We start from the raw sequence: 18,112 nt of genomic DNA on the forward strand, positions 1-18,112 counted from the left end.
AGGGATTGATATGTTGAAGCGGACCATGATGATTTCCTTGCTTTCGGGCTGCGTCTTCGCCCCGCAGGCCCATGCGCAGAGCGAGGCCAGCACCGAAAACGCATCGGGCGGTGATATCGTCGTCACCGCACAGCGGCGGGAAAGCCGGCTGCAGGACGTGCCGCAGGCGGTGACCGCCTTTGGCAGCGAAGCGCTGCAACGCTTGGCGATCCGCGATACCGAAAGCCTCGTCCGCAACACGCCCAGCCTGACCTTCACGCCGGTCGGTCCCGGCGAATCCAACGTCGGGCTTCGCGGGCTCACGACCGACCTCGGGCTCGCGCCGTCGGTCGCGGTCTATATCAACGACACGCCGTTCGATTTTCGGACCGATGCCTATAGCGGCACGCCCAACATCGATCTGTTCGACATGCAGCGCGTCGAGGTGCTGCGCGGGCCGCAGGGTACGCTATTCGGATCGAGTTCGACCGGCGGCACCATCCGCTATATCACCAACCAGCCCGACAGCTCGGGGTTCGACGCGCATGGCGAAGCCTTCGTCAATAGCGTCAAGGGCGGCGGCGAAGGCTATGGCGCGAAAGCCGCCATCAACCTGCCGATCTCGCCCAACGCCGCGCTGCGCCTGACCGGCACCTATGAGAAGATCGCAGGCTATATCGAGCGCTACGACGCCACGCTCGCCGGGCTGACGTCGCCGCAATCGGACGATGATATCGCCGAAAAAAACGCCAATGACGCGACGATCTTCAGCCTGCGCGGCGCGCTCCGGCTCGAGGCGGGCGATGACTTCACCATCACGCCGAGCCTGTTCTTCCAGCGCATCGATGCCGACAATCCAATCGCGACGCAGAGTAATCTTCCCGGGTTCGGCCGGGCGAGCGCGATCGGGCCCGAGCCGTCGCGCACCGACCTGCTGGTCGCGAACCTGACGCTCGAAAAGAGCTTCGGCAATGTCGAACTCGTCTCGTCGAGCTCCTATCTCCACAAGAAGTCCGATGCGACGCTCGACTATACCGCGCTTGGCTATAATATTCTCGGCGCGTTCGCGCCCTTCGCCAGCCTGACCCCGGCCAAGGCCGACACCTATGTCCAGGAATTGCGGCTAACCTCGTCGAACGACGGCCCGTTCAACTGGATCGCGGGTGTCTATTTCAGCCATACCGACCAGCAATTGGGGCAGATTTTCGTTGGCCAGGCGTTTACCGACCTGCTCGATGCCACCTTTGGCCCCGCACCGGGACCGGTCGGTCCAGTCTCCTATGACTATATCCAGAAGACGTCGGACCAACAGTTCGCCGGATTTGCCGAAGTCAATTTCGACGTCAGCGAAACCGTCGAGCTGATTGCGGGGCTGCGTGTCTACAAGCTCAAGAATACGCTCGAGGCCAGCTGCACCGAAGTCGTTCCCGGCATCCTGTGCGGCGCGGATACGCCGCGGGTTACCGCGAAAAAGACGAGCGCCAGCCCGCGCGTCACGGTCAATTTCCGCCCCAATAGCAACACCACCCTTTATGCGACCGTCTCGCGCGGCTTCCGCGCGGGCGGGGCCAATGCGGCGGTTCCCCCTGCCCTCGGCTGCTCGCTCGCGGAATCGGTCGGCGCGATCTTCAGCCCCGATTCGGTGTGGAATTATGAAGTCGGCGCAAAAGTCGAAACATCGGACCGGGTGCTGACCGTCAACGGCGCCGCCTATCGCATCGAACAAAAGGGCGTCCAGCTCGCCATCCCCGACCCCTGCGGGTCCACTTTCTTCGCCAACGCGGGCGACGCGCGCATCGACGGCGCCGAGCTGGAGGTCAGCCTGCGTCCGGCGCGCCATGTGACGGTCAGCGGGCAATTGAGCTATGCCGACGCCCGCTTTACCGATGTCCCTGACATATTCGGTGCCGCCGCCGGCTATGCCGAGGGCGATCGCACGCCCGAAACGCCGCGCTGGAAATTCGCGCTGTCGTCGGAACTACGCTATCCGATGAGCGACGCGTGGGAGCTCTATGCGCGCGGAAGCTGGCAGCATGTCGGCAGGACGCCCTTTGCCATCGATGGCGTAGTCAGTTCGGGGCGCTTCCGGCCAGCCTATGATATGGCAAACTTCGACATCGGGGGCGAGAGCGGTAAAGTCGATGTCAGCCTGTTCGTCCGCAACGCGTTCAACAAGCGGGGCATCCTCGCGGTCGGATCGGGCGCGGTAAGCACGATCGTAGGGGCGTATGAGAATGTCACCTACGCGGCGCCGCGCACCATCGGGCTCAGCGTGCGGGTCAAGGGCTGACCGGCCAATTTTGCTAGGAGGCCAAGCATGACCAGCAGCAATTATTTCCCGCGGGAAGAGTATGAAGCGCGCTGGAAACGCGTATGGGACGCCATGCGGGCCAAGGGCTATGACCATCTTCTCGTCTGGTCGCGCGGAGCGGGCTCTTACGACCGGCTCGGCAACGGTCTCTGGCTCACCAATTTCGCCAATAACGGCACGGGCCAGGATTGGGCGGACGACGTCCAGATGGGCGCCTGGACCTTTTCGGCGGTGCTGTTCCGCGACGGCCGCGCGCCCGAACTGCACAGCGCGCAGCCGCCGCAAGAAACCGAATATGCCAAGGTCGTTTGCGGCGAGTTGATCATCCACGAGCCCAGCCTGATCACGGGGCTTCCCGAATATTTCCGCAAGCACGGCATCGAGGGACGCGTTGCCGTGGTCGGCGACGACGTGCTGCCGGGGCTGTACGACCGGCGCCTGCGCAGCCTGACTCCGCAGATCGAATGGGTGACCGACGAATGGTTCTTGCTCGAGCCCCAGCGGGTGAAGTCAAAGCGCGAGCAGGAGGCATTTCGGACCGCAGGCGAAATCACCACCCATGCGCTCGCGGCCGGGATGGATGCGATGATCGCCGGCGAGACATCAGCCGAGGCCGCAGCGCGCACGGCTATGGAAATCATGCGGCGCGGCGGTGGCTTCTCGCGCATCGACATGCATCACGGCGCGCATGCCGAACGCTTCCTCCTCGGCGACATGCTGTACGGCTATGACACCAGCGCGCCGAAAAAGGGCGACATGGTACGCGGATGGATTCAGGGGCCGATCTTCCAGGGCTATTGGCTCGACCCTGGCCGTACCGCCGTTTGCGGAAGCCGCCCGACGAAAGAGCAGCGGCATATATTGGAGGGCGCCACCGAGGTGTGCAAGGCGATCATCGGGGCGATCCGCCCCGGCGTCACCCCCCGACAGCTAGGAATAATCGGCGAAAAAACGGCCCAGCGCTATGCCGGGGACGGGATCGACCTGAATCTGGGGATTTTCGGCCACCAGATGGGCACCTTCTACGGACCGCACATCATTCCGGCAGGCGATCCCGGCGAGTTGGAGGACGTCAAGGAAAAGCAAGGCACATCGGCGAATGAAATCATGTTCAAGGAATATGAAAAAATCGACGAACCCTATGAACCCGGGATGCTGATCGCCGTCGAAGCCTTTATGAAACAGGACGGCGTGGGCATGAGCGGTCTCGAGGATCATGTTCTGGTCACCAAGGACGGCTACGAACAGATAACGAATACACCCTTCTACATTTGAACCTGGCGTCGACCGGAAAATGCAGATCTTTCTTTCGGGAACCGAGGAATGCAGACGAACCGACGACAATTCATCTCGCGATCTGCGATCGGCGGACTCGGCCTTATTGCCGCGCCCTTGCTGCCATTGAGGTCGACGCACGCGCGCGAGCCACTTATAGAGCCGATCGTACGACCAATTGTCGCTTCGATGTCGCGCTATTATCGCCTTTCACCGGGCGATGGGGCGACGCGCGACGGCCATATCTGGATCCAGGTCGATCTGGGCTCCGCCAGACCGATCGACGCGATCCGATTGCGCCCGGCAGAAGCCGGCATGGCGTCTGGGCTCCGATCGCCGGTCCGTTTCTGCATCGACTGTTCGGACGATCCAGCTTTCGAACAAAGGACTCCGCTCGTCATTTGGCATGCGGAGCATGCTGGCGACCCGACGAATTTTCTCGCCCGCTTCCCGCAGGAAGCCGTAAATGCCCGCTACGTCCGGCTAGCCGCGAGCGCCGAAGCTCCCATGAGGAGCCCGATGTTGCTGCCCGGGCTTGCCTCGATAGAAATCCTGTCTGGCGGTACGACGATGGCAGCAATGGTTCGAAGCGGGAAAGTGAACCGCCGCCGCGGGATGCCTGCGGTCTGTTCAGTTTAGCGGCGGCGCCTGCCAGGACTCATGAAGAAGGCTGCAACGAGAGTAGACACGCGACTGCGAATGGCCGTTTGCCGTCAGACCGCTTGCGACGAGATGCTCCGAAAAACAGACGCGGGTGAGCTAGCGTAACGCAGCAGTTGGTCGCTAGCGATCGCGCCAATATCCTCACCTCCGAACCTGGTTTGCCAGCATGCGCGGGTGTTGCAGTGTCTTCCACGACGGGCCCGCGTTTCAGCAAAGCGACGCTGCGCGGGACCGGAAGCGGTCGATCAGAAGCGGACCGTTGCCGACGCACCGATCGTGCGGGGATCGCCGCGCAGCTTGCGGATCGCGGTGCTGCCCGCGAATATGCCGTTGTTGAGACCGAGCGCCCCGCCCAGCGTCTGATTGAAGCTGCCGGGCGAATAAACCTCGTTCGTCAGGTTGCTGCCGAACACCGAGACCGACCAGCGATCATCGCGCCCGTTGATCGTGAAACGCGCGCCCAGCAGGACATAGCCGTCCTCGATCGTCTGCGGATTGTTGTCGGTAACCGCGCTGCCCCGATAGTCCGACGTCAGCGAAGCATTGGTGTTGAAATCCCAGGTCATGCCGGTGCGACCGACATCGCCGTTGACGCTGACACCGAAAGCCCCGGTCCATGCGGGGGTGAAGTTGGCGCGCGTGCCGGTCAGATCCTGCACGGTTCCGGGCGGCAGCCCCGGCAAACCCGTGCCGCCGGGAAAGCTGGTGAACTCGCTGTCGAGATAGGCGAGCGAGGCATTGACCGAGAAGTTGCGGGTCGGCCGGATCACCGTATCGAACTCGAAACCCTGATGGCGCAGCGACCCGGCATTTTGCACGACGAAGCTGGTGCCGTCATAGCTGCGGTCCTGATAGCCGTCGATGTCCATCCGGTAGAGCGAGAGGTTTGCGGTGAGCGCCCGGTCGAGCCAGCTCGATTTAACCCCCAGCTCATAATTTTTGACCGTTTCCGCGCCGAACAGACGCTTGGTCGAAAGCACCGAACCGTCGGGCGCGAAGCTCGTCAGCGACGGCGTACCGCCGCCGCTGTTATAGCCGCCCGATTTGTAACCGGTCGAATAGCTGCCGAACAGCATCACATCCTCGCTCGGTTTGTAGTTCAGGCCAATGCGATAGGTGAAGCGATCATCCTTGATATCCGGCAGTTCCAGCACTTCGGCGGCGCGCAGAGCGAGCGCGAATGGCGTGTTGACGATTTGATCATAGCGGCCCTTCTTCCTGTCGCTGGTCCAGCGCCCGCCGAGGACAAGGGTCAGCGCGTCGGCGAGCTTGAAGTTGAACTGGCCATAGGCCGCGAAGCTGCGCGAGTTCTGGAACACGTCCTGTTCGGTTGCGCGCAACCCGCCGGTGGCGCTCAGATAGCTATTGCACACGGTGCGCGAGGCACCCGCCGGGACCAGCGCATTGCAATATTGCGACGCCAGGTTGAGGTCTTCGCCGATCCGATAATCTTCATTATAATAATAGAGTCCGGCCACCATATCGAGCCGGCCGCCAAGCCATTCGTCGGATGGCGAGATATATTGCAGCTCGTGATTCTCGCTTTGGGACCGGAAAGCGCTGGCCCGTGATCCGATCGGCAGCGGCAGGAAGGCGATATCGCCGTCCATCTGGCGGCTCTTCCAGTCGCGATAGCTGTTGATGAGCCGCACCGTCCCGCCGGCTGCGTCCATCGACAACTGGCTCGAAAAGCCGAACTGACGATCCTTCAGGCCGCCGGTGGCACGATGGTTCATGACCCGGTCGGACATGTTGGTGTCGGGCAATTGTCCACCGAGGCGCACCTGCAGCGCAGCAAGTTGAGCCGGCGAGACCGAGGCCGGATCGAAATCGAAATTGACGATGCCGTCGCCCTTGATCTTCGTGTAGTCGGCACGCACGATCCACTCGATCGCGCCAATGTCGGCCTTCATGCTGGTGCGAAAGGAATAGTCATCCTGCGCCCCATAGGTTTTTCCGTCGAACCGGTTCTTCCACATGCCGTCGAACCACTGGCCCTGCCCCGCCACCCGGAAGGCGAGATTTTCGCCGACGGGGACGTTGATATAGCCATCCAGCTTGTAACGGTCATAGCTTCCAACCTCGCCGGTGATCCGCGCGGAGAAGCTGTTTTTGGGGGCGGCCGTGTGCAGCGCAAGCGCGCCGACGCTGGCGTTGCGCCCGAACAGCGTGCCCTGCGGCCCGCGCAACACTTCGACGCCTTCGATATCCATGAAGCTGCTGACAATCGCGCCCGCGCGCGGCACATAGATCCCGTCGAGGAACATCGCGACGCTCGGTTCCGTGGCAGTGTTGCCAAAGGCCCCGATGCCGCGAATGCTGACGCGGAGCGCCGATGACACCGCGCCTTTCGTCGTCGAGAAGCTCGTGGCAACCTGCCCCAGATCCTGAATCGACATCACATTCGCCGACTGCAGGCTTTCTCCGCTGAAGGCGGCGATGGAAACCGGGACATCCTGCACATTTTCGGCGCGCTTCTGTGCCGTCACGACGATATCGCCGGCACCTGCGGCGGTTTCGTCCGGTGCCGTCGCGGCGTCCTGCGCCTGCGCCGGAGCGGCGATCGCGGCCAGCAGGATCAGCGTGGCCATTGCGGTCATGCCGTTGTTGAAGATATTCCTCATATGTCCTGAACCCTCTCTCTTTATCTAAATGAACCGGACGCGCGCCTGGCTCGCGCCGCCGTGGGGCGGCGCGTGTGGGCTAAGTTCGCGATCAAAAATGAGCCCCGGAGCCGCGCTTCGTCCGCTGACGGCGGGCGTGCCCCCGGGGCGAAATGTCCGGGGCTATTTCCCCTTGCCGGTTGCGGCCGGAAGCGGCGCCACGTCAACGGTTACGGAGCGGATGGCGCCCGTGAAGCGCGTGTCGGCGGTGCCATAATCCTCGGTGACCGGCGTCCCAAGGTCGGCCCCCACATCGGCGCGCGGATCGCCGGCAAAAATCATCGCCTGCGTCTTGTCGATGCGCCCGCTGGCGACCGCCTTTCCATTCAGCAGCAGTTGCCCCGTTCCACCCGCGCCCATTCGGCCGCCGTCATAAGCAAATTCGAAACGGAGCGTAGCCCGGCCGCTCGCCACGGGCGTGTCGGCGGCGACGGTGTAGCGTTGCAATCCCAGATAATTATAGGTGAAGGCGGGGCGTCCGTCCTTGAGGTAGAAGCTCCACCCGCCGAAACGTCCCCCCTGCGCCAGAAGCACCCCGTTGGCGCCGGCCGCCGGAATGTCGACATCGGCCGTCACGCTGAACGAGCGATTTTTCATGTTGATGAAGACATTTTCGTCGATGCCCGTCATGCCGGGATAAAGGGTCAGCGACGACCGGCCCGCCATCACGTCGGGGCGGCCGACCAATGCCGCGTTGAAACGTTCGATACGGCGGTCATCGATCGGCAGCACATGATTGGCGACCGCCTCGGTCTGGAATATGTCCTGAAGCTCCTTCAGCTTGGCGGGGTTTTGCGCCGCAAGATCATGGACCAGGCTGAAGTCCTTGCGCACATTATAGAGCGCCCATTTGTCTTCGGTCAGCGACGCGCGGGGCGCCGGGTCCCATGGTGCCATATGGATGGTGCCGGCGAACCAGCCGTCGTGATAGATGGCGCGATTGCCGAACATCTCGAAATACTGGGTCTTGTGACGCTCGGGCGCCTTCGCATCCGAAAAGCTGTACCCCATGCCGACACCGTCGAGCGGCATCTGTGCCGTTCCATTGACGCTGTCGGGAACGGGCAGCGTCGCCGCTTCCAATATCGTCGGCACCAGGTCGGTGACATGATGGAATTGCGACCGGACTTCGCCGGTCATTTTGATGTGCGACGGCCATGACACGACGAGGCCGTTGCGTGTCCCGCCGAAATCGGACGCGACCTGTTTCGTCCAGGTAAAGGGCGTGTCCCCCGCGACCGCCCAGCCCGCGGCATAATGATTGTTGCTCATCGGACCGCCGAGCGCGTCAATATTCTTGATCTGCAGATTGATGTCCTCGGGCACGCCGTTGAAATAGGTCGCTTCGTTGAACAGCCCGTTCATGCCGCCTTCGGCGCTGGCGCCATTGTCGCCGACGACATAGAGGATCAGCGTATTGTCGAGCTGGCCTATATCCTCGACCGCTTGCAGCAAGCGCCCGATTTCATGATCGGCCATTTCGCCAAAGCCGGCGAACACCTCCATCTGCCGCGCGAACAAGGTCTGCTCTGCCTGCGACAGGGTTTTCCAGTCCTTGATCGCTGCGGGCTTGGGGGCGAGTACGGTATTCGCGGGCACGACGCCCAGTCGCTTTTGCCGCGCCAGCGTTTCCTCGCGAAGGACGTCCCAGCCCTTGTCGAATTTCCCCTTATATTTGGAGATCCATTCCTTCGACACATGATGCGGCGCGTGCGTCGCACCCGGGGCGAAGTAGAGGAAGAAGGGCTTGTCCGGCGTGAAGGATTTGACGGTCCGCGTCCAATTGATGGCCTGATCGGCCATGTCGGTCATGAAATGATAGCCGGGCTTTTCGGGAAGCTCGATATGGGTCATGCCATCATAGACTTTGGGCGCCCATTGATTGGTTTCGCCGCCCATAAAGCCATAGAATTTGTCAAAGCCGGAGCGGGTCGGCCAGCGGTCGGTCGGCCCGGACTCGCTGACTTCGAAGGCCGGCGTTTCGTGCCATTTGCCAAAGGCGGCGGTCGCATAGCCGTTCAGCCGCAAGACTTCAGCGATATTCGCCGCGCTCGCGGGGCGAACGCTTGTGTTGCCCGGAAAGGAGGTGGCGGTTTCCATGATCGAGCCGGCGTTGACGCGATGATGATTCCGCCCGGTGAGCAGCGCCGCGCGCGTTGGCGAGCAGAGCGCGGTGGTGTGGAAATTATTGTAACGCAGTCCGTGTCCGGCCAAGCGGTCGAGCGTCGCCATCCGGATCGGCCCGCCAAAAGCGCTCGACTGACCAAATCCCATGTCGTCGAGCAGGATGATGATGATATTGGGCGCGCCCTTCGGCGCTTTCACATCAAAGCGTGGCGGCGGCACGGCATCGCGGATGTCGAGAACGCGGATCGGCGGTTGAATCGGCTCCGGTATCGGAAGGGTCGTGCGATCGGTCAACGGGACAGTCGCGGATTGGCCCGATGCCGCACCGGTTATCGACAGGCTGATGATTGCGACCGCAGCGAGCGGCACGCTTTTCCAGATGAGCGTCATATCCAGGCCCTCTCAATAAAACCGGTATTGCGCGTGTCGGCGCCGCGCGGGGCATCGACCGGGCACGGAGGTTCGAAAATCAAGATCTAACGGGAAGCGGGGCATGGCCCGTTCCTCTCCATCACGTCATTATTTGGATGGAGCCTAGGTGGAAGGGCTTGCAAAGTCTTTGCATTATCCGAACTTATCTTTGCATATTACGAATCGCATGCGCCTTGCGAAACATCAGCGGTGATTGCCCGTGCCACCGGCTGAATGCGCGCGTAAATGTCGTCTGATCGGCGTAGCCCAGCACCGCGGCGATATCGAAGATCGGCATGGCGGTGCTCGCCAGATAGGCGGCGGCCAGGCGCGAGCGCTCTTCATTGACGATGGTACGAAACTCGCACCCGCGGCGCGCCAGTTCGAGCTGCAGGATACGCGGGTGACGGTCGATATGCGCCGCCACCGTGGCGAGCGAACATAGTCCCAGCGGCAGCAACTCGACCACCAGCCGCCGCACCACAACGACCAGATCATCATGCCCTTTCGCTATCACTGATCGCAGGTAATTTGCGGCCAGACGATGCACTTGGGGATCGGGCGCAGAGAGGGGCTGAGACAGCATCTCCGCATCGAAAACATGCGCGCTGAAGGGCTGATGGTAGATGACGGGAGCGGCGAAATGATGCTCGGCTTTCTGCGTACCTTTGGGGGGAGGATCCGAAGCGATCCATATTTCCTTCGGACGATATGCCGAGCCGATCATGGCCTTGAACAGCGTCACACCCATCGCAACGCTGGCTTCGTTGACCTGGCGCAGAAAGGCGTGGCGGCGGTCATTGATCAGGAAAGACAGCGCGGCGTTGTCGCCCTCACAGGTCAGGCTGATCTGGGCACCGGGGCATTGGATGACCAGCAGGCGGGCGCCCGCCTCGAGCGCCTCTCCGACGGTGTTCGCCGAGCGCATCATGATCGCAATCGCCCCCAGAACATCGGCAGGTTGCGTCGCGACAAGCTCGAGCCCGAAATGGGGCGCGTCGAAGATATCCGCACAATATTCGAGCGCCTGGGCAACCGACCGATAGGTTACATATTGCTCGGGATCGTCCAGCCGGTCGATCGGGACGCCATAGGTCGACAGGATATGCGCGGGATTTCCGCCATATCGCGCGATCAGCCGGCGCAAACCGAACAACCCGCCGACGCGGACGAAATCGCCGGTGGGGACGATACCCGCGGTGGATTTCTTCTTGCTAGCAGCCATCGCCGGACGCCCAAGGCTTGCCAATGATCATTGGCCCGACACGCATCGCCGTCGCGCAACGCGTGAGCGCCCGTTCAAAACCACCCGGCATGTCTATCGGAATCTCCGCCTCGCCCGAAATCGTCCGCCTCTCTTGCCGCAACACCTCGTGCAGAGTCCACAAGCCGACGAGGAAATCGCCGATCTTGATCTTTACGAGACCGCAGCCGCGAAGTTTGCTGTCGAGCGGAGTGAACCCGGCCGCTTCGTCGGGCGGGAGTTTGCGGAGCGCGTCAAGATACCGACGTCTCCGCCGCGAGCCTGTCGCGGAACCTGGCGAGCTTTTCCACCGCTTCGCCCAGGATGGCGGGGTCCTTGGCGAAGCAAAGGCGCAGAATGTGCCTTGGCCCCTCACCTTCGAACAGCGCCGAAACGGGGATGGAAGCGACCCCGGCCTCCCGCACCGCGCGCTCGCTGAACTCACGGTCGTCGAGCGAGATTCCCGATGCCGCAAGATCGATGCAAAGGAACCAGGTCGCGGCACTCGGCAGAACGCAAAACCCGGCGCGCTCCAAGTCTGTCGCGAGCCGCGCCCGGGATGCGGCCCACGCATCGCGCCAGGAAGCAAACCAGCTATCGGGCCGGGCCAGCCCCTCGGCGACCGCCCATTGCAGCGCAGGCGGCGTGGTGAAGGTCAAAAACTGATGGGCCCGGCCGATCGCGACCGCCATTTCGGGCGTCGCACACAACCAGCCGACCTTCCACCCGGTCAATCCGAAAATCTTGCCCGCCGACCCGATCTTTACGGTCCGATGCTCCATGCCGGGGAAGGACATCAGCGAGCGGTGGGGAACACCGTCGAAGCGCACATCCTCCCAGACCTCATCGCATATGGTGATGAGGTCATGCCGAATGCATGCTGCGGCGATCATCGCGCGTTCGGCCTCGCTTGCGACCTTGCCCGCCGGGTTGAGCGGATCGTTGAACATCAGCGCGCGCGTCCGCGGCGTGATCGCCCTCGCGAGCGCCGCAGCATTGTAGTTCCAGGCGGGTGGAGCGAGGTGAACCGAGACCGGAACCCCGCCAGCGCGTCGCACCATCGGGGCATAGGCATCATAGGCCGGCTGGAAGAGAATGACTTCGTCGCCCGGCCTGACAAGCGCCAGCAGCGCTGCGGCGAGCGCTTCGGTCGCGCCCGACGTCACGATCACCTGATCGCGAGAGAGCGAAAGATTCTGCCGGCGCCGGTAGAAGTCGCAGACTGCATCGCGCAGTTCAGAAAGGCCGAACGCCGGAGGATATTGGTTCGATCGTTCGACCAGAGCGCGGGCCGCCGCGTCGATCATTTCGGGACGCGCCGGCTCGTCGGGAAAGCCCTGCCCCAGATTGATCGCGCCATGTTCGGTCGCCAGCCGGGACATATGCTCAAAGATGGTGGGCTCCATCGCGTCGTAAAGGGGATGTATCCGGCTCATGTCGCTGCCCTATCCTATCCCTGCGCGCCCGCCAACGCCCGCCCCCGAACGCCCCTCCCTAAAAGCCCGGAAAAGCTGGTACGGGATCGAACATCAACGCCAGCAATCCATACCCGCTCGCGGCGAGAAGGATAGCGCCGGCGGCCGTCACGATCAGTTCCGCGCGCAGTCGGCGGACCAGCCAGGCCCCGATCGGGGCACCGATGACGCCGCCGATCAGCAAGCCCACCGCGACCGCGCCGAAGGTCCGCCAACCCATCGCCCCGATGAAGCCTGCGGCGATGGTGACCGTCACGAAAAACTCGGCGGCATTGACCGTCCCGATAACCCGCCGCGGTTCGCCGCCCTGAGCCAGAAGATTGGCTGTAACGACAGGGCCCCACCCGCCGCCGCCCGATCCGTCGAGAATGCCGCCGACCAGACCGAGGGTGCCAACGAATTTGAGGTCGCGATAGGCCTGCGGCCGCCGCGCGCCACGCCAGAGAAGATAGATGCCCACCGCACCGAGATAGGTCAGCACTACGGGTCGGGCGACATCATCGGTCAGATTGGCGAGGATGAACACGCCGATCACACCCCCAGCGATGCCGGGAATGACAAGGCGGCGAAACAAGCGCCAATCGACATTTCGCTGCAGCGCATGGCTGATCCCCGATACACCGCTGGTAAAGCTCTCCGCCGCATGGATGGCGGCCGAGGCCGATGCGGGCGGCAGTCCGAGCATGAGAAGCAGCGCCGTTCCGACGACGCCAAAGGCCATGCCCAGTGCACTATCGATCAACTGGGCCGTGAAGCCGATGAGGATGAAGGGAAACAAGGTCCAGAGCGATAGTTCGGCCCATGGAATCATCACGCCATCCCTGACGGCCGGACACGGCCCTTCTTCTTTCGGTGCGTCAAAAGGAAAGCAGCCGGGAAACACAGCGCAATCAGCGACAAGGTGCCGGCGAACAAAGGCGTTCCACCAGCCAGCCACGGCAGGATGGCGGCCCAGATCGAAACCGCCAGCAGGGTCAGCAAAGCCTGTTCCTGTTCGATATCGGCGTCCGCCGTCAACGGCATCCCGCGTGCGTCGGCGCGCAGATGTTCCAGATGGCTCGCAACGACGCTATGCTTCTCGACACGATCAGAGGGAGCGAGCGAGGTGAACAGCGACGCCATGCCCGCGCCGACCAGTCGCACACCAACCGCCCGCGCAAACAGGCGCCGTTCGCCCAGCCGGTCGCTGATCGCGCGCAGGCGAAGACGCCCGCCGAAAACCAGATCGATCAGCGCGTCGCCCGTGACGGCCCTGATCGGTCGCTCCCGGGTTTCGTGGCTCGCTTCGATCCAGCCGAAGATCGCATTTGGCACATCGATGCCGCAGGCGCGCTCCAGCCCCTGAAATCCGGGGGCAGAGTTGGCTTCGCAAATCCTGTATCCCTCCTCGTCAAACAGGATGTCAATTCCGGCGATTTCGAGCCCCAGCGCGTCGGCGGCCCGGGCGGCCAGTTCGGCCATTTCTCCGGTCGGCGTATAGGGAACACCTACGCCGCCCAGCGACACATTGGATTTGAAATGACCCGGCGGCGCCCGCCGTTCCATGGCCGCGACCACGCGGCCGCCGATCACGAGCACGCGGACATCCCGTCCGTGGCTGGAGCGCACATAATGCTGGAACAGGAAATCGGCCTTCGCCTCGGCGCTCTCCAGCAGGCCCGCCAGATCCTCGAACTGGTTCCGGTCCTCGCACTTCAGCACCCCGGTGCCGCGCGTCCCGCGGAGCGTTTTCACGATCACTGGAAAGCCAAGCTCTTCCTCGATGATATCGGCATCAATCGGAAACTTTCCCAGCATCGTTGCCGGAATGGGCAGACCGGCGCGGGTCAGACGCTGCATCGTGTGAAGTTTATCGGCGACGAGATCGATCGTCTCGGGACCATTGACCAGACGCACGCCGCGCCGCTCGAAATGGCGGAGAACCGCGAGAGTGAAATAGTCCGTTTCCGCGCCGGTCCGGCACAAAATAAAGTCGGGACGATCCAGCGAATGGCCTTCATAATGAACCGCCCACTCTTCGAGCGGCGCCGCGACGATATCGAAATTATGCGGCTTGAGGATGAGAAGTTCCAGACCACGTTCGGCCGCACATTCCTGAAAACGCAGGATTTCCGGCACTTCGGGCAACGCCGGATCGAGGTCTCGATGGAAAAAGATCCAGCCGCGCAAAACTAATCTCCGTCAACAGGGGCCATATGCCATCAGGGAACGAGCGGGTCGAGATATCGTTCAACGCAAACGGGCGGCGGCTGGAGCCATCAAAGACCGATGCTCCGATCCCAGGACGATCGACCCGACCGCATATCTACCCTACCCGAACGCCCCGCTCCATGCCAACGCAGCAAATCACCCGGATCGTTCGGCGGTGGAATGAATTGTTGCGAGTGCGAGGTACTTTTTTCGCTCCTGGCATAGAAGAGGCACGGCGATGGATCGATTCCGCCAGTTTTTCCTCGCACCGCTTGTCGCGCTCGTGGGGCGGCCTCATCATGGCGATCATTGGTCTGGTCCTGCGACTCTACGGTCAGACCGCCTGGCGGACACCCTCCATCGCCTCGGCTACGGCCGCGAGCTCTATTCCCGGGCGTCTGCTGTCGCGATCCCGATCTTCGCGCGAAAGATTTTCGATCACGCGGATCAGCAGCCTGCGCAGTGTTTCGACTTCCTCATCCGAAAAATTGCAGGTTGCTTGCACTTGCACTTCCGCCGCAGCGGGAAGCAGAATGCTCTCCAAGGATCTGGCGTAGGGTGTAAGGAACACCAGTATCTCCCGGCGATCGCAACAATTCACCCGCCGATCGACCAACGCGGCCCGCTCCATTCCACGAAGCGTTACGACTGTTGTGGCATCGCGCATCGCCAGTCGCCGGCTCAATTCCCGCTGACTGATACCATCTTCGCGCCAAAGCTGCCGGAGGAAGGCCCATTGCCCGGCAGATACGCCGTGATCACGGGTGCGCTGTTCACGCAGCACTGAAAACGACCGGAAGACCAGCCGGGCGAGATAGCCAAGACTATCTTCGAACGCCCAATAGCGGACCCCATTCACCGTTTCATTTCCTTGAGCCTCGTCACTTTCCGCTTGGCAATTCCTTCCGCCACAGAGGCCCTAGCGCCGCGCGACCTCCACCACCGACTGGACGAGTTCGGCGAGAAGCCGCGCAAGAAAAGGGTCTGCGAGGTCGCCCGCCGCGTCAAATGCGCGATGAGCATGCGGAACGCTGAGTTGCTCGGGAACGACCAGCGCCTGCACCGTGGTCAATATGTGGCGGAGCTGGGAAAGCCCCCGCAAACCGCCAAAAGGACTGGACGACGCCGACACGAGGCCAAAGGCTTTCCGACGAAAAGCATGATAGGCTTGAGGCGCTTCGCCTTCGCTCGGGCAGGATATCCAGTCGATCGCATTTTTCAGCATCGCAGTGACCGATCCATTATGTTCGGGGCTGGCCAAAATCACCGCATCGTGGCGCGCAAATATCGCCTTGAGCGCCAGAGCCTCCGGCACGTCGCCAATCGACGAAGTGTCGGCCCCGAATAGCGGAAGCCGATAGTCCGAAAACGAAAGGCGCGTCGCTCCCAGACCATGACCCCGGACGGCACGCATCGCGCACCCGATAAGCTTTTCATTCAGCGAACCGCTGCGAGTGCCCCCGGCGAGCAGCAGCACCTCTGCCTGTGCCATGGCATCCTCCCTGGCGTCAGAAATCGAGCGACAGCTGCAGCGTTACCGTCCGCGGAGCCCCCACCAGCGCCATATGGCTGTTGCCGCCGAAGGTCGGCGTGTTGAACGCCTGGCTGATCGTCACCTTGTCGGTGAGGTTGCGGCCGACGACCGCGACTTCCCATTTGCCGTCCTCGCGCCCGAGCGCCAGCCGCGCGTCGAACTTGGTGAAGGCGGGCTGAGAATTGAGCGGGTTCATGTCGGGTTGGAAAAACGACCGCGACTGAGTGTTGGCCGACGCGCGCCCGACGATCTGGAGGCCATCCGAAACCGGATATTTCGCCTCGATGAAGCCGCTGGCCGTCCACTCCGGCGCGCGGACCAGCCTTGTTCCGGCGAGGTTGTTGGTCGCCGGTGTGCAAGTGACCGGCGCGTCATACAGGCAGGCACCGCCCGGATAGTCCTTATAATGGGCGTCGAGATAGCCCAGTGTCCCGCCGATCGTCCAATGGTCGCCCAGCCCGATGCTGGTGTCGACCTCTACCCCCTGCGAGATCGCCGAGGCGGCGTTGCCGGTGATGAAAGCGGTGCCATTATATTCGGACACCTGGAGGTCGGAAAAGCGCGTCCGGAACAGCGCGACATTCAACTGCCCCTTGCCCTCCATAAAGCGGAATTTTCCACCGATTTCCAGCGATCGCGCGCGTTCGGAATCATATTGGAAGGTCGCCGATCCATTGCGGATATTGAACAGCAGCAGCGCATCGTTCGACACGAAGCCTCCGCCCTTGGTTCCCGTCGCGTAGCTCAGATAGACATAGGCCGACGGGGAAAATTCGTAGCGCGCGCGCAGCGAATAATCCCACAAATTCTCGGTCCGCGTTTCGGTGAGATCATAGGGCAGATAGGTTGGCGGAAAGACCCCGACATTGAACGAACGCGCACGACCGGTGCGCTTTTCCTTCGAATAACGCAGACTGCCGCTGAGCATGATCCGGTCACTGACCGGCACCTCGAGCGACACGAAGGGCGACCAGGATTCGCCCTTCTGGTCGAATTGCCGCGTCGACAGTCCGTTGAGCGGCAACGGCACCCCGGCGCTCGCTGCGCCGAACAGCGATGCCTGCTGAATGTGCAAGTCGGTCTTGATATAGGTCAGCCCGCCGATGAAGGCGCCGCCATCGCCGATTTCGCGCTGGGCGCGCACTTCCTGAAAGATCGAATCCGACTTTTCAGTGATATCCGATTCGAGGAAGGTCAGCGGACCATCATAATCGGCGGTCACCCCGGCATCGAGTTTTCCATAGGCGCTGACCGATGTGAAGATCCAGTCGCCGACATCGAGGTTCATCGTCAGCTGCGCCGACGTCGTTTCGGTGTCGTCATATTCGGGATTGATCGTCTTCGCGGCGCGGCGGAACGATGGATATTCAGGCACTTCGAAACCCGAGTTGCGCACGGCGTTGCACAGCGCGCACGCCGGACCGCCGATATTGTTGAACACGGTCGCCCCACCGTCCATGCGGTTCGTCGCATGCTCAACCTTTAACAGCGCCTCGAAATCGTCGCTCGGTTCCCACAAAATCTGGCCGCGAATGCCGGTGAAGCGCGATCCGTTTTCCCTGCGGCCGGTGATCGTGTTGCGCATCGTTTCGCCGATTTCACCGATACGGCCGGTGAGGCGAACGCTGAGCGTGTCGGAGACCGGTCCCGAGACCGCACCCTCGAGATTCCAGCCGCCCTGTTCGACCTCGCCTCCGGCGCGCACAAAGCCTTCGAAGTCACGGGTCGGGCGACGGCTGACGACACTGATCGCGCCGGCGTTGGTATTCTTGCCGAACAGCGCACCCTGCGGGCCACGGACGACCTCGACGCGCTCGACGTCAAGCAGCGGATTCTGAAAGGATCGCGCGCGGCTGAGATAGACACCGTCCACGAACAGCCCGACCGACTGTTCAAAGGAAAGATTGCCCGTTCCCGCCCCCAGTCCGCGCATCGTGATCGCGAAATTGCCGTTGGTGCGATCGATCTGCAGATTGGGGACGGTGTCCTGCACATCGTCGAACAGCAGGATTCCCGATTTCTCGATCTGCTCGCCGCTGACCACCGCGACCGAAATTGGCACTTCCTGCAGCGTCTGTTCGCGGCGCGTTGCGGTCACGATGATCGTCTGGCCATCGTCGTCCGCCTTCGCACCGTCGGACGTGGCGTCCTGAGCAAAGGCGGGCGTCCCCAGGACCAGCGCGAGCGCGGTCCCCCAAAAAACTCTTCCGGTTTTCATAATACCTCTCCCAAGGTGTACGG

Annotated in this window: 12 protein-coding genes; 3 read left to right on the plus strand and 9 right to left on the minus strand. The window is 62.4% G+C overall.

Annotation, left to right across the window (positions count from 1 at the left end; translation table 11 throughout):
• Nucleotides 1-25 precede the first annotated feature (25 nt).
• From AC1RRJ_RS08990 to AC1RRJ_RS09000, 3 genes are read left to right on the plus strand one after another with little or no spacing between them, the layout of a single operon-like run.
• Nucleotides 26-2,269 (plus strand): TonB-dependent receptor, encoded by a 2,244-nt coding sequence (locus AC1RRJ_RS08990; protein WP_493121654.1) that lies wholly within the window; start codon nucleotides 26-28, stop codon nucleotides 2,267-2,269.
• A 27-nt stretch (nucleotides 2,270-2,296) separates the two neighbouring features.
• A complete protein-coding gene (locus AC1RRJ_RS08995) occupies nucleotides 2,297-3,565 on the plus strand; it encodes a M24 family metallopeptidase (protein ID WP_493121657.1) in 1,269 nt (422 codons plus the stop codon).
• 48 nt (nucleotides 3,566-3,613) lie between these two features.
• Entirely contained in the window at nucleotides 3,614-4,204 is a 591-nt protein-coding gene (locus AC1RRJ_RS09000; RefSeq protein WP_493121660.1) for a discoidin domain-containing protein, read from the plus strand.
• 269 nt (nucleotides 4,205-4,473) lie between these two features.
• Here the strand turns inward: AC1RRJ_RS09000 and AC1RRJ_RS09005 are convergent, their stop codons facing one another.
• From AC1RRJ_RS09005 to AC1RRJ_RS09045, 9 genes are all read right to left on the minus strand, one after another.
• Entirely contained in the window at nucleotides 4,474-6,828 is a 2,355-nt protein-coding gene (locus AC1RRJ_RS09005; protein ID WP_493121663.1) for a TonB-dependent receptor, read from the minus strand.
• Between the two features lie 186 nt (nucleotides 6,829-7,014).
• The gene (locus AC1RRJ_RS09010; protein ID WP_493121665.1) at nucleotides 7,015-9,408 is read right to left on the minus strand and encodes an arylsulfatase; all 2,394 of its coding nucleotides are present in this window, start codon (nucleotides 9,406-9,408) and stop codon (nucleotides 7,015-7,017) included.
• A 184-nt stretch (nucleotides 9,409-9,592) separates the two neighbouring features.
• Nucleotides 9,593-10,654 (minus strand): AraC family transcriptional regulator, encoded by a 1,062-nt coding sequence (locus AC1RRJ_RS09015; RefSeq protein ID WP_493121667.1) that lies wholly within the window; start codon nucleotides 10,652-10,654, stop codon nucleotides 9,593-9,595.
• A 272-nt stretch (nucleotides 10,655-10,926) separates the two neighbouring features.
• Complete coding sequence (locus AC1RRJ_RS09020; protein ID WP_493121670.1) at nucleotides 10,927-12,108, minus strand: aminotransferase; 1,182 nt, start codon at nucleotides 12,106-12,108, stop codon at nucleotides 10,927-10,929.
• Nucleotides 12,109-12,166: 58 nt separating this feature from the next.
• The gene (locus AC1RRJ_RS09025) at nucleotides 12,167-12,958 is read right to left on the minus strand and encodes a sulfite exporter TauE/SafE family protein (protein WP_493121673.1); all 792 of its coding nucleotides are present in this window, start codon (nucleotides 12,956-12,958) and stop codon (nucleotides 12,167-12,169) included.
• Nucleotides 12,958-14,316 carry an ATP-grasp domain-containing protein gene (locus AC1RRJ_RS09030; protein ID WP_493121675.1) on the minus strand — a complete coding sequence of 453 codons (1,359 nt, stop codon included), beginning with the start codon at nucleotides 14,314-14,316 and terminating at the stop codon, nucleotides 12,958-12,960. Before AC1RRJ_RS09030 ends, AC1RRJ_RS09025 begins: the two co-directional genes overlap by 1 nt.
• A 355-nt stretch (nucleotides 14,317-14,671) precedes the next feature.
• The gene (locus AC1RRJ_RS09035; RefSeq protein WP_493121678.1) at nucleotides 14,672-15,196 is read right to left on the minus strand and encodes a MarR family winged helix-turn-helix transcriptional regulator; all 525 of its coding nucleotides are present in this window, start codon (nucleotides 15,194-15,196) and stop codon (nucleotides 14,672-14,674) included.
• A gap of 60 nt (nucleotides 15,197-15,256) precedes the next feature.
• Nucleotides 15,257-15,829, minus strand: a complete 573-nt coding sequence (locus tag AC1RRJ_RS09040; RefSeq protein ID WP_493121680.1) for an NADPH-dependent FMN reductase — start codon at nucleotides 15,827-15,829, stop codon at nucleotides 15,257-15,259.
• Nucleotides 15,830-15,845: 16 nt separating this feature from the next.
• On the minus strand, nucleotides 15,846-18,089 hold the full coding sequence (locus AC1RRJ_RS09045; RefSeq protein ID WP_493121683.1) for a TonB-dependent receptor: 2,244 nt from the start codon (nucleotides 18,087-18,089) through the stop codon (nucleotides 15,846-15,848).
• Nucleotides 18,090-18,112: the final 23 nt, after the last annotated feature.

The sequence above is a fragment of the Sphingopyxis sp. GW821-FHT12C06 genome, from assembly GCF_058807415.1.

Coding starts and splice junctions, on each gene's coding strand:
- AC1RRJ_RS09045 (WP_493121683.1), bottom strand. CDS start 18,089: ATGAAAACCGGAAGAGTTTTTTGGGGGACCGCGCTCGCGCTGGTCCTG.
- AC1RRJ_RS09040 (WP_493121680.1), bottom strand. CDS start 15,829: ATGGCACAGGCAGAGGTGCTGCTGCTCGCCGGGGGCACTCGCAGCGGT.
- AC1RRJ_RS08995 (WP_493121657.1), top strand. CDS start 2,297: ATGACCAGCAGCAATTATTTCCCGCGGGAAGAGTATGAAGCGCGCTGG.
- AC1RRJ_RS09025 (WP_493121673.1), bottom strand. CDS start 12,958: ATGATTCCATGGGCCGAACTATCGCTCTGGACCTTGTTTCCCTTCATC.
- AC1RRJ_RS09010 (WP_493121665.1), bottom strand. CDS start 9,408: ATGACGCTCATCTGGAAAAGCGTGCCGCTCGCTGCGGTCGCAATCATC.
- AC1RRJ_RS09015 (WP_493121667.1), bottom strand. CDS start 10,654: ATGGCTGCTAGCAAGAAGAAATCCACCGCGGGTATCGTCCCCACCGGC.
- AC1RRJ_RS09020 (WP_493121670.1), bottom strand. CDS start 12,108: ATGAGCCGGATACATCCCCTTTACGACGCGATGGAGCCCACCATCTTT.
- AC1RRJ_RS08990 (WP_493121654.1), top strand. CDS start 26: ATGATGATTTCCTTGCTTTCGGGCTGCGTCTTCGCCCCGCAGGCCCAT.
- AC1RRJ_RS09005 (WP_493121663.1), bottom strand. CDS start 6,828: ATGACCGCAATGGCCACGCTGATCCTGCTGGCCGCGATCGCCGCTCCG.
- AC1RRJ_RS09000 (WP_493121660.1), top strand. CDS start 3,614: ATGCAGACGAACCGACGACAATTCATCTCGCGATCTGCGATCGGCGGA.